This is a genomic window from Streptomyces sp. NPDC003379, assembly GCF_053589195.1.
This window is the reverse complement of record NZ_JBSFRK010000011.1, coordinates 64,106-76,638: the sequence shown is the minus strand read 5'-3', so window position 1 is coordinate 76,638 and position 12,533 is coordinate 64,106. Positions and strand designations below refer to the sequence as shown.

Genomic DNA, 12,533 nt, shown 5'->3' with positions numbered 1-12,533 from the left:
ACAATCCCCGCATGGACATTTCCCGGCACATTCAAGTAGTCAGCGACGAGGGGCGGTTGCTGGCCCGGGCCGCCGAGGAGGCAGGGCCCGACGCCAAGGTGCCCACCTGCCCGGACTGGGAGGTGCGGGACCTGCTGCGGCACACGGGGATGGTGCATCGCTGGGCGGCGGCGTTCATCGCCGAGCGGCGCACCGAGTTCCGGCTCGGCGGGGAGCTGCCGGACCTGGACGGCGCGGCACTCCTCGACTGGTTCCGCGAGGGGCACGCCGCGCTGGTCGACACGCTCACCACCGCGCCGCCCGACGTCCAGTGCTGGGCGTTCCTGCCCGCCCCTTCGCCGCTCGCCTTCTGGGCGCGGCGGCAGGCGAACGAGACGACCGTCCACCGGGTCGACGCCGAGTCCGCGCGCGGGGGCACGCCGTCACCGGTGGGCGCCGACTTCGCCGTGGACGGGATCGAGGAACTGCTGCTCGGCTTCCACGCGCGCGAGAAGAGCCAGGTGCGCACCGACGTACCGCGCGTGCTGCGGGTGCGGGCCACGGACACGCCCGACGAGCGGAGCTGGACCGTACGCCTTTCCGAGGCGCCGCCGGTCGCGGAGCGCGGCGCGACGGCTCCCGCCGACTGCGAGGTGTCCGGGCCCGCGGCCCATCTCTACCTGGCGCTGTGGAACCGGCTGCCGTTCCCCGAGGTGAGCGGGGATCGCTCGCTCGCGGCGCTGTGGCGGGAGAAGTCGGCCATCGTCATGCGCTGACGGCAGGCGCCGGGGCCGCGTGTCTCCATAGGCGCACCATAGGTGCCCGCCCGGTCGGCCGGGCAACCGCTCAGTCGGCTGGATGCCCGCTCAGTCGTTGAGCATCCGCTTGAGGACAGCCCGCTGCAACGGCCGCACCTCGCGGTGCAGTTCACGCCCCTTGTCGGTGAGGGAGACCCGCACCCCTCGTCGGTCCTCGCTGCACATGCCGCGCTCCACGAGTCCGTCCTTCTCCAGGCGGCCGATGAGGCGGGAGAGCGCGCTCTGGCTCAGATGGATCCGCGCCGAGATCTCCTGCACGCGGAACGCGCAGCCGCCGTCATCCGACGGCCCCTCGGCCAGCACGTCGAGGACCTCGAAGTCGCTCGCCCCCAGGCCGTGCGGATGCAGCTCACGGTCGAGTTCGCACAGTGTGCGCGCATGCACCGCGAGGATGTCCCGCCATTGATCCACGAGCCCCTGCTCGGCCGTTTTCGCCGCCATGACATCGCACGTTAGCAGAGAACGCCCCGTTTGTTGCATCGTAATTAAATGCACTTGCACTCAATGCATCTGCATGTACCTTACTCCGCATGACTTCTCCGCTCACAGCTGTCTCCGCGTCCCCGGAGCGCTGGACCCCGCGCCTGTGGGGCACTCTGCTGGTGCTCTGCGCCGCGATGTTCCTCGACGCGCTCGACGTATCGATGGTCGGCGTCGCCCTGCCCTCCATCGGCTCCGAACTGAACCTTTCCACCTCGACCCTCCAGTGGGTCGTCAGCGGCTACATCCTCGGCTACGGAGGACTGCTGCTCCTCGGCGGACGCGCCGCCGACCTCCTCGGCCGCCGCCGGGTCTTCCTCATCGCGCTCGCCGTCTTCGCGCTCGCCTCACTGCTCGGCGGCTTCGTCGACTCGGGGCCGCTGCTGATCGCCAGCCGCTTCATCAAGGGCCTGAGCGCCGCGTTCACCGCGCCCGCGGGCCTGTCCATCATCACCACCACGTTCGCCGAGGGCCCGGTCCGCAACCGCGCGCTCACCATCTACACCACCTGCGCCGCCACCGGCTTCTCCATGGGCCTGGTCCTCTCCGGCCTGCTCACCGAGGCCAGCTGGCGCCTGACCATGCTGCTGCCCGCGCCCATCGCACTGCTCGCGCTGGTCGCCGGCATCAAGCTGATCCCGCGCAGCGCCCGCGAGCAGAACAAGGGCGGTTACGACATTCCCGGCGCCGTCACCGGCACGGCCGCGATGCTGCTGCTCGTCTTCACCGTCGTGGAGGCCCCCGAGGCCGGCTGGGCGTCGGCCCGCACGCTCCTGTCGTTCCTCGTCGCGGCCGCCCTGCTCGCCGTCTTCATACGCGTCGAGCTGCGCTCCGCCAGCCCACTGGTCCGCCTCGGCGTCCTGCGCTCCGGGCCGCAGCTGCGGGCGCAGCTCGGCGCGATGACGTTCTTCGGCGGCTATGTGTCCTTCCAGTTCCTCGCCACGCAGTACTTCCAGTCGCTGCTCGGCTGGTCCGCGCTGGAGACCGCGCTCGCCTTCCTGCCCGCGGGCGCGCTGGTCGCGCTGTCGTCGACGAAGGTCGGCTCGGTGATCGACCGGTTCGGCACGCCGCGCGTCATCGTGGCCGGGTTCGTGCTGCTCGTCGCCTCGTACGTGCTGTTCCTGCGGATCAGCCTCACTCCGGCGTACGCGGCCGTGGTCCTGCCGTCCATGATCCTGCTCGGCCTCGCGTGCGCCCTGGTCTTCCCCTCGCTCAACATCCAGGCCACCAACGGCGTGGACGACGACGAGCAGGGCATGGTCTCCGGGCTGCTCAACACCTCGATCCAAGTGGGCGGCGCGATCTTCCTCGCGATCGTCACGGCCGTGGTCACCGCGTCGTCCCACGCCGGTGACTCCTCGCCGCAGGCCGTCCTGGACAGCTTCCGGCCGGGCCTGATCGTGGTGACCGTCATCGCGGTCGCCGGGCTTCTGATCACGCTCACCGGGGTGCGGACACGGCGTACGCCGGAGACGGTCGTCGTTACGAAGTCAGTGCCGCTGTCGGACGCCGACCGGGAGCGTGTGGCCGTCCGCGACTGATCCGTCCCGAAGGTGTGAGCCGGGTGCCCGGCGGCGGCCCCTTGCCCGCCGGGCACCCGGCTCCTTGCCCGCGGGGGCCCTGGCTGTGACACTTCCGGGCATGGCACAAACGGGGTGTTCGAGGCGGCGTTCGTCCGCCGAGCGGGACGCGATCACGATCGAGATCGGGTACGCGCTCGTCAGCGGGGCCGTCGTGGCCCTCGCCGTGATCGGTGTGGTGACCGCCGGTCCTCTCCTGGCGTTCGACCCGCCGCGCGCCGTCGCGAGCGCGCTCCGCGTGGTGGGGCCCACGCTCGGCGCGGCGGCGTTCGCCGTGCGGGTGGCCACCGTGCTGTGGAGGTTCCACAGCCGCGGGCGGGGGACGGTTCAGCCCAGCCAGCCGGGGCGGACCAGGCCCGACTCATAGGCCAGTACGACCAGTTGGGCGCGGTCGCGGGCGCCCAGTTTCACCATCGTCCGGCTCACGTGCGTCTTGGCGGTGAGCGGGCTGACGACCAGACGGCGGGCGATCTCGTCGTTCGAGAGGCCGATGCCGACGAGCGCCATCACCTCCCGTTCCCGCTCCGTGAGTCCGGCGAGGACGTCGGCGGCGGTCGGCTCCTTGGAACGGGCCGCGAACTCGGCGATGAGCCGACGGGTCACGCCCGGCGAGAGCAGCCCGTCGCCCTCGACCACCGCCCTGAGCGCGCGCACCAGTTCGTCCGGCTCGGTGTCCTTGACGAGGAAGCCGGAGGCTCCGGCGCGGATCGCCTCGAAGACGTACTCGTCGAGTTCGAAGGTGGTGAGCATGACCACCTTCACGCCGCCCGACTCCGGCTGCTCCGTGATCCCGCGGGTCGCCGCGAGCCCATCCAGCCGTGGCATGCGGATGTCCATGAGGACGACGTCGGGGCGCAGTTCGCGCACCAGCCGCACCGCTTCCTCGCCGTCCGCGGCCTCCCCGGCGACCTCGATGTCCGGCTGGGCGTCGAGGAGCGCCTTGAAGCCCGCCCTGACCAGGGACTGGTCGTCGGCGAGCAGTACGCGGATCACTGAGCCTCCCGGGGTGCCGTGCGGGCCTTGGGGTCCCGGCCCGCCGCCAGGGGCAGCGCGGCCGTCACGCGGAAGCCGCCGTCCGGGCGCGGGCCCGCCTCGATCGTGCCACCCAGGGCGGCGGCGCGCTCCCGCATCCCGGCAAGTCCGTTGCCGCTGCCGCCCGCGTCGGCGCCGGTGGCGGGCCCGTCGTCGTCGACGCGCAGGGTGAGTGCCGCCTCGTCGTGGCGCACCAGCACGCGCGCGTGGCGCGAGCCGGAGTGGCGTACGACGTTCGTCAGCGCCTCCTGGACGATGCGGAACGCGGCGAGGTCCGTGCCCGGCGGCAGCTTCGCGCGGGCGCCCTCTGTGGTGACGTCGACGGTCAGCCCCGTACTCCCGGCCTGCTCGACGAGTTCGGGGAGCCGGTCGAGCCCGGGGGCGGGGGCGCGGGGCGCCTCGCCGGGGGCGCGCAGGGTGTCCAGGACGTGGCGTACCTCGCCCAGCGCCTCCTTGCTGGCGGCCTTGATGGTGGTCAGGGCGGTGCGGGCCTGTTCGGGGTCGGAGTCGAGGAGGGCGAGGCCCATGCCGGCCTGGACGTTGATGACGGAGATGCTGTGCGCGAGGACGTCATGCAGTTCGCGCGCCATCCGCAGGCGTTCCTCGTCCGCGCGCCGCTTGGCGGCCTGCGCGCGCTCGGCACGCTCCTTGGCCCACTGTTCACGGCGTACGCGGCCGAGCTCGGAGACGGCGACGATCGCGACGACCCAGACGGCGACCACGGCCTCCTCGCCCCAGGGGCGGGCCCCGTCGTCGCCGGGCGGCAGCCACCGGTAGAGCCAGTGCGCGATGAGCAGATGCCCGGCCCAGAGCGCGCCGACGGCACCCCATGCGGCACGCCGGCGCCCCGCGACGACTGCGGCGAAGCAGGCCACGGCGACGGCGAGGAGGACCGGTCCGTACGGGTATCCGGCGCCGATGTAGACCAGCGTCACCCCGGCGGTAGTGTACGCCACGGTGACCGGACAGCGGTGGCGCAGCAGGAGCGCGGCCGTGGCCAGGAGGAGCAGCGCCCTGGCGAAGGGGTCGAGTGTCTCGCGGTCGAGCTGGCCGTGCCCGGCGAAACCGGAACCGACCTGTACGAACGCGGTGAGCGCGAGCGTCGTCAGCCAGGGCAGCCGGTGTCCTGTCCTCCCGTCCCGTGTCGCCGGGTTCCACCAGGGCGGGCCGCCGGGCCCGCGTTCGCGCCGCTCGTCCATGACGTCACGCTAGACCGCGCGGGCTACCGCGGGCGTCCGCCAGGCGTGGCGGACGCGCGTACTCCCGCGGGAGTACGCGTGGCCGCTCAGCCCAGGGTGAGCAGGACGACGGCCGCGGCCGCGCCCACCAGGCCGGTCACCTGCGCCCGCGTGACCCTCTCGCCCAGCACCGCGAGCCCCAGGGCCGTCGGGACGGCCGGGTACAGGGAGGCGAGGACGACGGCGACGGCCAGCATCTGCTGCCGGGTGGCCCAGAAGTAGAGGATGAGACCGAGGGCGGCCCCCGCGCCGATCAGCAGGGCGAGACCGGACAGCTTCAGGGGCTGCCGGAACTCGGCCGTGATCCGGCAGGCGCCCGGCAACAGCAGCGCGACCGCCGCGAGGCGCCCGGCGGCGACGGGCCACACGCCGCCGCCCGGGTCGGCCTGGGCGAGGCCGATGTACTGCACGGCCGCTCCCACGCTGGCGATCAGACCGTCCACCGGCAGCCGCTCGGACGGCTTCCCGCCGCCGGAACCGGCGCCCCCGGCGGAGACGAGCCAGAGCGCGGGCACGGTGACGCAGATGCCGAGCCAGGACAGCGCGGTGGGCCGGTCGCCGAGGAACATCACGCCGCACAGCACGGAGAGCGCCACGCCCGTGACGGCGCTCACCGGTACGACCACGCTCATGGCGCCACGGCTGAGCCCACGGTTCAGGAAGTGCATGGCGGCGGCGCTCCCGACACCGGAGACCGCACCCCACGCCATGTCCACGGCCCGAACCTGTTCCGCGGGAACGGCAAGAGCCACGATCAGAGCGAGGACCAGCCCGCCGACCTGCCCGAGAAAGGTGACCACGGCGAAGTGCACGCGACGGGACAGCAGCCCCCCGGCGAAGTCGACGACGCCGTAGCAGCCCGCGGAGGCCAACGCGAAAAGAGCACCCATCCCTTGCAGGTGCCCCGCAGATCACTCCTGACCCGCCGGGCGCCTAGCGGTCTATCGCGCTGAGCGCCCGCCTCGCCAGGGGATGCGTGCGGACCAGTTCCGCCAGCGTCGTCGAGCCTCGGGTGATCTTCGCGAAGGCGTTCCACGCGGGGCGGAAGCCCGTGATCGCCGTGTGCAGTACGCCGGGGCGGCGTTCGAAGATCTGGAGCATGCGGCGGCCCACACTCATCTCCACGCCGAGGCCCGCCTTGATGGCGAAGGCGTAGTTCAGGGCCTGGCGGCGGGCGTCCACCGCGTCGTGCGACTCCGCGATCCGGACCGCCCACTCCCCCGCGAGCCGCCCGGAGCGCAGCGCGAACGAGATGCCCTCGCGGGTCCACGGTTCGAGGAGGCCCGCCGCGTCGCCGCACACCAGCACCCGGCCACGGGAGAGCGGCGAGTCGTCGCTGCGGCAGCGGGTGAGGTGCCCCGAGGAGATGCTGGGCTCGAAGCCCGCGAGGCCGAGCCGGGCGATGAAGTCCTCCAAGTACCGCTTGGTGGCGGCGCCTTCGCCGCGCGCGGAGATCACGCCGACGGTGAGCGTGTCGCCCTTGGGGAAGACCCAGCCGTAACTGCCCGGCATGGGGCCCCAGTCGATGAGGGCCCGCCCCGCCCAGTCCTCGGCGACGGTCGCCGGAACCGGGATCTCCGCCTCCAGGCCGAGGTCGACCTGGTCGAGCTTGACCCCGACATGCGCCCCTATGCGGCTGGCGCTGCCGTCGGCGCCGACCACGGCGCGGGCGAGGACGCTCTCACCGCCCTGGAGCACCACGGCGACGGTCCGCCGGTCGGGCACCTCGGGGCCGTGCTGCTCCACGCGCGCGACGGTGACGCCGGTGCGCAGCTCGGCGCCCGCCTTCTGCGCGTGCTCGACGAGCTGCTGGTCGAACTCGGGGCGGTTGATCAGCCCGAAGAGCGTCTGCCGACTGCGGCGGGTGCGCGTGAACTTGCCGTCCAGCGTGAACGTCACCGCGTGCACCCGGTCCCGCAACGGCAGCTCGAAGCCGGGCGGCAGGGCATCGCGCGTGGGACCGATGATGCCGCCGCCACACGTCTTGTAGCGAGGCAGTTCGGCTTTCTCCAGGAGCAGCACGCTGCGTCCCGCGACGGCTGCCGCATAGGCCGCCGAGGCCCCCGCGGGGCCGGCCCCGACCACGACGACGTCCCACACATACCGGGCGTCGTCCGCTGAGTTCTCGCTGCTCACGTTGGTCTACCGCTCCTGATCCCGCTGTTGGCCGCGCTTTCCCCAGGCATCCTACGGCGGAGCCCTCCGGGCCCCTCCTGTGGGAGGATCGCATGCACCCACATGTACAACGTCGCACCTACGAGGAGCGTGCCCATGTCGCCGAATCCGATCGCCGAGACCGTCGCCTCGCTCATGCCGAAGGCGAAGGCGGAGCTCACCGAACTGGTGGCCTTCAACTCGGTGGCGGACTTCGAGCAGTTCCCGAGGAGCGAGAGCGAGGCCGCCGCGAACTGGGTGGCGGACGCGCTGCGCGCCGAGGGCTTCCAGGACGTCGCGCTGCTCGACACTCCGGACGGGACGCAGTCGGTGTACGGCTTCCTGCCGGGCCCCGAGGGCGCGCCGACCGTCCTGCTGTACGCGCACTACGACGTGCAGCCGCCGCTGGACGAGGCCGCGTGGACCACCCCGCCGTTCGAGCTGACCGAGCGGGACGGCCGCTGGTACGGCCGGGGCAGCGCCGACTGCAAGGGCGGCGTCATCATGCACCTGCTCGCGCTGCGCGCCCTGAAGGCGAACGGCGGCGTCCCGGTGAACGTGAAGCTGATAGCGGAGGGCTCGGAGGAGCAGGGCACGGGCGGCCTGGAGCGGTACGCGGAGGGCCACCCCGAGCTGCTCGCGGCCGACACGATCGTCATCGGCGACGCGGGCAACTTCCGCGTCGGCCTGCCGACGGTGACGTCGACGCTCCGTGGCATGACCCTCGTACGCGTCAGTGTCGACACCCTTGAGGGGAACCTGCACTCGGGGCAGTTCGGCGGCGCCGCCCCGGACGCGCTCGCGGCTCTGGTGCGCGTGCTCGACTCGCTGCGCGCCGAGGACGGCTCGACGACGGTCGACGGTCTGACGGCCGACGCCGTCTGGGACGGACTTCAGTACGAAGAGGACACCTTCCGCAAGGACGCCAAGGTCCTCGACGGTGTCCGGCTGATCGGTGAGGGCACGGTCGCCGACCGGGTCTGGGCGCGCCCCGCCGTCACCGTCCTCGGCATCGACTGCCCGCCGGTGGTCGGCGCGACGCCGTCCGTGCAGGCGGGCGCGCGGGCGCTGATCAGCCTGCGGGTGCCGCCGGGCGTGGACGCCACGGAGGCCACGAAGCTGCTCCAGGCGCATCTGGAGGCGCACACCCCGTGGGGTGCGCGGGTGCACACGGAGCAGATCGGGCAGGGCCAGGCGTTCCGCGCGGACACCACGAGCCCGGCGTACGCGGCGATGGCCGCGGCGATGGCCGAGGCCTACCCGGGCGAGGAGATGCAGTACGCGGGCCACGGCGGCTCGATCCCGCTGTGCAACACCCTGGCTGCGCTGTACCCGCGCGCGGAGATCCTGCTGATCGGCCTGAGCGAGCCCGAGGCGCAGATCCACGCGGTCAACGAGAGCGTGTCGCCCGAGGAGCTGGAGCGTCTCTCGGTCGCCGAGGCGCTGTTCCTGCGGAAGTACGCGGCGAGCTGATCGACTGCGGTCGGACCGGTTCGTGTCAGTCGGGCTGTCCATCGATGGGGACGCCCGCCTCCAGGTAGAGCGCGGCGCCGCGCTCGCGTGCCCGCAGCGCCCAGCGCAGCCGTTCGTAGCGCACCGAGGGCAGCAGATCGGCGGCTTCCCGTTCGGTGACGAAGCGCCAGTCGCGCAGCTCGGGGCCGGGCAGCAGCATGCGGGCCGCCTCTGAGCTGTCGAGCCGGCCGCCGTCGAAGAGGAACCGCATTCCTCCGTAGCCGGGCGGTTTCGGCGGCTCCCAGTCGGCGACCAGCAGGCGGAGGCCGTCGGAGAGGTGGAGGCCGGTCTCCTCGGCGACCTCGCGCACGCCCGCGCGCGCGGGGGCCTCGCCGGGTTCGACGACGCCGCCGGGAAACTCCCAGCCCGCCTTGTACGTGGGGTCGACGAGCAGCACCCGCTCCTGTTCGTCGAAGAGCAGCACCCCGGCGGCGAGGGTCTCCGAGGTGGGCTCCGGCGTCTGCACGATGTCGCAGACGGACGCGGCGCCGGTGCGTACCGCGTCGGCGAGGTGTACGGCGGTCTCGTACGGGGTCAGCGCGCTGGTGTCGACGCGGTGGGCGTCGGCGCCGAGCCAGCCGGCGAGGGCGGCGCGGTACGGCTCGATGTGGTCGAACGCCCACTGGCGCAGGCGCAGATCGCCGTCGGGCAGGTCCGGCGGCACCTCGCGGCCGGATATTCGCTCGCGCAGGATCGTTTCGTCCGGGGCGAGCAGGATGTGACGTACGGAAATCCTGCGCGAGGCGAGGCCGCCGAAGATCTCGTCGCGGTACTCCTGGCGCAGCAGTGTCATCGGCACCACGAGGACGCCGCCGACCTCGGCGAGGAGCGCGGCCGCCGTGTCGACGACGAGGCGGCGCCAGACCGGCAGGTCCTGGTAGTCGCCCACCTCGGCGAGCCGCTTGGGCGGCAGCAGACAGGGCAGTGCGCCGCCGATGACTTCCGGGTCGAAGAGTGTGCTGTTCGGGATCAGCTCGATCAGTTCCCGTGCGGCGCTGGTCTTGCCCGCACCGAACGCGCCGTTGATCCAGACGATCACGGTTCCCCCCTCTGCCGTTGGCCCCCTGTGGCTTGCCCGCAACACCCTGTCATGGAAACCAGGCGCTGATGGATGCGGACGGGTGCCGATGAATGCCGATGGATGCTGGTGGATGCCGATGAGTGAGGAGCACGCCCCACCCAAGACCCCGTCAAGCGGTTCCCTTGATTTTCACCCGTTCGCATGGAGCTCGGTTTTCGTGAATCGTTCCCGCACTCCAGAGCGCGGCGGCCCCCGCTAGCGTGACCCTTCAGGCACCCCAGTCCCCGGTGCCCTGAAGAGGTGGCATTCCGGTGCGCCGCTCCCCGCGGGAGATCGGCGTCGGCGCTGGGGGATTGATTGATGCAGCAGGACGAAGTGAGTGAAGACGCGTGCGAGGACTTCGTCCTACCACGTGTGTACGGGCTCGACCGCGCGATCGTGGTCGAACTGCATGGCGAGATCGACCTCGTGACCTATCAGCGGATGGTCCCGTTGTTCGACGCGGTGGCGTCGGGGCCGGAACCCATCATGGTCGTCGACCTGAGCCAGGTCGGCTTCTTCGACTGCTCCGGCATCTCCCTGCTGATGCGGGCCCACCGGCGGGTGAGTGACAGAGGGGGCCTGCTCTGCATCGTCTGCGCACACCCGCTGACCCTGCGCATGCTGCGCCTCACGAACCTCACCGGGACCCTCTCCCCCGCGCCGACCGTGGGAGCGGCGTTGGCCGCCCTCGGCGATGTCACACAGCGCGACGCTTGAGCGAGCGCGCCGCGCCCCGCCGTCTTACGTTGGCCGGGTAAGCCCCCGGCGAAAGACAGAAGACAGAGGAGAGCAGCCATGGCTGGCAAGGGCAGCATGGACAAGATGAAGGGCAAGGCCAAGGAGATGGGCGGCAAGATCTCCGGCGACGATCGTCGCACCGCGGAAGGCCGGACGGACCAGGCCAAGGGCGGCGCCAAGAAGGCCATGGACTCCGCCCGCGACAAGGCCAAAGGCATGAAGGACTCGATGAAGCGGGACCAATCCTAGAACGGTCCTCGGCCTTGCGGCCCGCCGTGCCCCTCGCCCTGCGCGGGGGGCACGGCCGTTGTCGGCGACGCCGTGATCGGTAAATCTCCCCATGGCGGCGTTTTCGCGCATACGATCACCAACGGCTTCCAGGGGGGAGGCCGTTGCCATGAAGGAGGGGACCATGTCCGGAGTTTCCAGACGTGCCGTGTTGGGTTATTCGGGTTCGGCCGCGGCCGGCGCCGTCATCGCATCGACAGGCTCGGCACAGGCCGCCGAGAGCCAGGCGCCCGTCGCCCAGGCGCCCGTCGCCCAGGCGGCCGACGCGGAGCAGGCCTCAGCGATCGAGTGGGGGCCGGGGGCCGAGTTCAGGGGTTACAGCAGCATCGGCGACGTCGACGCATCGATGACGGTGACGTTCAGCCTGGACATCGAGCACGCGCCGTCGGGGAAGGCCGTCACGGCGCTGGACATCGCGGAGGCCATCAACAAGCTGGTCGAATCCCGCGGTTGGCCCCGGATCCAGTTCCACGGAATGGTGAGCGCCCCGCTGAACTGACGTACGTCCGAGTGCTCCCGCCCGGCGATTGGCACCGTGGGCACAGCCCGCCTGGCGCACTTCGTCAGGCGGTTGTGTCCCCAGCGCTCGCGGGGGTAAGAGGGCAGCAACGTCGGTTTGGCACTAGCCGACGGGGAGAGCCGACTTGCGCAGCCTGTTGGCCCGGTGGTCCTCGTCGGCGAGTCAGGGGTGTCCTCGGCCGATGGGTGCCATAGGCGGTGTGTCAACGTGGGCGGAGGTTCGGACCTTGTTCGAGGACTTCGAGGCCAGGCGAGTTGAGGTCGATGAAGCATCGATCTTCGTTCGCTACGGCGGAGAGGGGCCGCCGGTGGTGCTGTTGCACGGCCATCCCCGGACATCCGCGACCTGGCACCGCGTCGCTCCTCTCCTCGTCCGGCGCGGTTTCACCGTGGTCTGTCCCGACCTCCGGGGGTACGGCCGGTCCACCGGCCCGGCGCCTACCGCGGACCACGCCGGGTATTCCAAGCGGGCCGTCGCCGGTGACGTGGTCGAGGTGATGCGCTCTCTCGGCCATACCAGGTTCGCGCTCGCCGGGCACGACCGCGGAGGCAGTGTCGCGCTGCGTCTCGCGCTCGATCACCCCGATGCGGTCTCGCGGGTGGCGCTCATCGACTGTCTGCCCCTCACCGAGCACCTGTCCCGTATCACGACCGAGTTCGCCACGCAGTGGTGGCACTGGTTCTTCTTCGCCCAGCCGGACATCCCCGAGCGGGTCATCAACGCCGATCCGGACAGCTGGTACCGCGGCGATCCGCAGAGCATGGGACAGGAGAACCACGACGAGTGGCGCGCGGCCATGAGGAACCCCGACGTGGTGCGGGCGATGCTGGAGGACTACCGGGCCGGCCTCACCGTCGACCGGCGACACGAGGAGGACGACCGCGCCGCCGGAGTACGGGTCCGGTGCCCGGCATTGATTCTTTGGTCGCTCCGGGACGACCTCGAGGACCTGTACGGGGACCCGGTGAAGATCTGGCGGCAGTGGGCACCGGACATACGGGGCCACGGCATCGACTCCGGGCACCACGTGGCCGAAGAGGCTCCAGAAGCGCTCGCCTCCTCCCTGGCGGGCTTCTTCGCCGGGCGGCCCGAGTAAGGAAACCTCTCTGGGACCGCTTCCCGCTGGGCTTC

Annotated in this window: 14 protein-coding genes; 8 read left to right on the top strand and 6 right to left on the bottom strand. The window is 71.7% G+C overall.

From position 1 onward, the window contains the following. Nucleotides 1–11: 11 nt before the first annotated feature. A complete protein-coding gene (locus ACWDVB_RS12810) occupies nucleotides 12–755 on the top strand; it encodes a maleylpyruvate isomerase family mycothiol-dependent enzyme (protein WP_451513609.1) in 744 nt (247 codons plus the stop codon). A gap of 90 nt (nucleotides 756–845) precedes the next feature. On the opposite strand, the gene ACWDVB_RS12805 is transcribed toward ACWDVB_RS12810, so the two are convergent. Continuing rightward, the gene (locus ACWDVB_RS12805) at nucleotides 846–1,238 is read right to left on the bottom strand and encodes a MarR family winged helix-turn-helix transcriptional regulator (RefSeq protein WP_451513610.1); all 393 of its coding nucleotides are present in this window, start codon (nucleotides 1,236–1,238) and stop codon (nucleotides 846–848) included. Between the two features lie 89 nt (nucleotides 1,239–1,327). On the opposite strand from ACWDVB_RS12805, the gene ACWDVB_RS12800 reads away from it, so the two are divergent. Together ACWDVB_RS12800 and ACWDVB_RS12795 are read left to right on the top strand one after the other, a co-directional pair. Beyond that, nucleotides 1,328–2,818, top strand: coding sequence for an MFS transporter (locus ACWDVB_RS12800; protein WP_451513611.1), 1,491 nt, complete (start codon nucleotides 1,328–1,330; stop codon nucleotides 2,816–2,818). A gap of 100 nt (nucleotides 2,819–2,918) precedes the next feature. Beyond that, complete coding sequence (locus ACWDVB_RS12795) at nucleotides 2,919–3,224, top strand: DUF6332 family protein (RefSeq protein ID WP_451513612.1); 306 nt, start codon at nucleotides 2,919–2,921, stop codon at nucleotides 3,222–3,224. Here the strand turns inward: ACWDVB_RS12795 and ACWDVB_RS12790 are convergent. The 4 genes from ACWDVB_RS12790 to ACWDVB_RS12775 all read right to left on the bottom strand — a co-directional run bounded on the left by ACWDVB_RS12790 (nucleotide 3,185) and on the right by ACWDVB_RS12775 (nucleotide 7,263). After that, on the bottom strand, nucleotides 3,185–3,850 hold the full coding sequence (locus tag ACWDVB_RS12790; protein WP_451513613.1) for a response regulator: 666 nt from the start codon (nucleotides 3,848–3,850) through the stop codon (nucleotides 3,185–3,187). The genes ACWDVB_RS12795 and ACWDVB_RS12790 overlap by 40 nt on opposite strands. Beyond that, nucleotides 3,847–5,088 (bottom strand): sensor histidine kinase, encoded by a 1,242-nt coding sequence (locus ACWDVB_RS12785; RefSeq protein ID WP_451513614.1) that lies wholly within the window; start codon nucleotides 5,086–5,088, stop codon nucleotides 3,847–3,849. Before ACWDVB_RS12785 ends, ACWDVB_RS12790 begins: the two co-directional genes overlap by 4 nt. Before the next feature lie 86 nt (nucleotides 5,089–5,174). Next, nucleotides 5,175–6,017: an EamA family transporter gene (locus ACWDVB_RS12780; protein ID WP_451513615.1), complete on the bottom strand. Its 843-nt coding sequence runs from the start codon at nucleotides 6,015–6,017 to the stop codon at nucleotides 5,175–5,177. Nucleotides 6,018–6,060: 43 nt separating this feature from the next. Continuing rightward, nucleotides 6,061–7,263: a geranylgeranyl reductase family protein gene (locus ACWDVB_RS12775; RefSeq protein WP_451513616.1), complete on the bottom strand. Its 1,203-nt coding sequence runs from the start codon at nucleotides 7,261–7,263 to the stop codon at nucleotides 6,061–6,063. A gap of 135 nt (nucleotides 7,264–7,398) precedes the next feature. Here ACWDVB_RS12775 and ACWDVB_RS12770 point away from each other — a divergent pair, with 135 nt between their 5' ends. After that, nucleotides 7,399–8,754 (top strand): M20/M25/M40 family metallo-hydrolase, encoded by a 1,356-nt coding sequence (locus ACWDVB_RS12770; RefSeq protein ID WP_451513617.1) that lies wholly within the window; start codon nucleotides 7,399–7,401, stop codon nucleotides 8,752–8,754. A gap of 25 nt (nucleotides 8,755–8,779) precedes the next feature. On the opposite strand, the gene ACWDVB_RS12765 is transcribed toward ACWDVB_RS12770, so the two are convergent. After that, a complete protein-coding gene (locus ACWDVB_RS12765) occupies nucleotides 8,780–9,832 on the bottom strand; it encodes an NUDIX domain-containing protein (protein WP_451513618.1) in 1,053 nt (350 codons plus the stop codon). 342 nt (nucleotides 9,833–10,174) lie between these two features. Between ACWDVB_RS12765 and ACWDVB_RS12760 the strand changes: the two genes are divergently transcribed. The 4 genes from ACWDVB_RS12760 to ACWDVB_RS12745 all read left to right on the top strand — a co-directional run bounded on the left by ACWDVB_RS12760 (nucleotide 10,175) and on the right by ACWDVB_RS12745 (nucleotide 12,498). Continuing rightward, nucleotides 10,175–10,573: an STAS domain-containing protein gene (locus ACWDVB_RS12760; RefSeq protein ID WP_451513619.1), complete on the top strand. Its 399-nt coding sequence runs from the start codon at nucleotides 10,175–10,177 to the stop codon at nucleotides 10,571–10,573. Nucleotides 10,574–10,651: 78 nt separating this feature from the next. Continuing rightward, nucleotides 10,652–10,843: a CsbD family protein gene (locus ACWDVB_RS12755; RefSeq protein WP_451513620.1), complete on the top strand. Its 192-nt coding sequence runs from the start codon at nucleotides 10,652–10,654 to the stop codon at nucleotides 10,841–10,843. A gap of 148 nt (nucleotides 10,844–10,991) precedes the next feature. Continuing rightward, nucleotides 10,992–11,381 (top strand): hypothetical protein, encoded by a 390-nt coding sequence (locus ACWDVB_RS12750; protein WP_451513621.1) that lies wholly within the window; start codon nucleotides 10,992–10,994, stop codon nucleotides 11,379–11,381. A 247-nt stretch (nucleotides 11,382–11,628) separates the two neighbouring features. Continuing rightward, nucleotides 11,629–12,498, top strand: coding sequence for an alpha/beta fold hydrolase (locus tag ACWDVB_RS12745; protein ID WP_451513622.1), 870 nt, complete (start codon nucleotides 11,629–11,631; stop codon nucleotides 12,496–12,498). Nucleotides 12,499–12,533: the final 35 nt, after the last annotated feature.

Excerpts from the sequence above, each read along its gene's own strand:
- ACWDVB_RS12800 (WP_451513611.1), top strand. The coding sequence starts at position 1,328 with ATGACTTCTCCGCTCACAGCTGTCTCCGCGTCCCCGGAGCGCTGGACC.
- ACWDVB_RS12795 (WP_451513612.1), top strand. The coding sequence starts at position 2,919 with ATGGCACAAACGGGGTGTTCGAGGCGGCGTTCGTCCGCCGAGCGGGAC.
- ACWDVB_RS12770 (WP_451513617.1), top strand. The coding sequence starts at position 7,399 with ATGTCGCCGAATCCGATCGCCGAGACCGTCGCCTCGCTCATGCCGAAG.
- ACWDVB_RS12760 (WP_451513619.1), top strand. The coding sequence starts at position 10,175 with ATGCAGCAGGACGAAGTGAGTGAAGACGCGTGCGAGGACTTCGTCCTA.
- ACWDVB_RS12750 (WP_451513621.1), top strand. The coding sequence starts at position 10,992 with ATGAAGGAGGGGACCATGTCCGGAGTTTCCAGACGTGCCGTGTTGGGT.
- ACWDVB_RS12780 (WP_451513615.1), bottom strand. The coding sequence starts at position 6,017 with ATGGGTGCTCTTTTCGCGTTGGCCTCCGCGGGCTGCTACGGCGTCGTC.
- ACWDVB_RS12810 (WP_451513609.1), top strand. The coding sequence starts at position 12 with ATGGACATTTCCCGGCACATTCAAGTAGTCAGCGACGAGGGGCGGTTG.
- ACWDVB_RS12785 (WP_451513614.1), bottom strand. The coding sequence starts at position 5,088 with ATGGACGAGCGGCGCGAACGCGGGCCCGGCGGCCCGCCCTGGTGGAAC.
- ACWDVB_RS12805 (WP_451513610.1), bottom strand. The coding sequence starts at position 1,238 with ATGGCGGCGAAAACGGCCGAGCAGGGGCTCGTGGATCAATGGCGGGAC.
- ACWDVB_RS12755 (WP_451513620.1), top strand. The coding sequence starts at position 10,652 with ATGGCTGGCAAGGGCAGCATGGACAAGATGAAGGGCAAGGCCAAGGAG.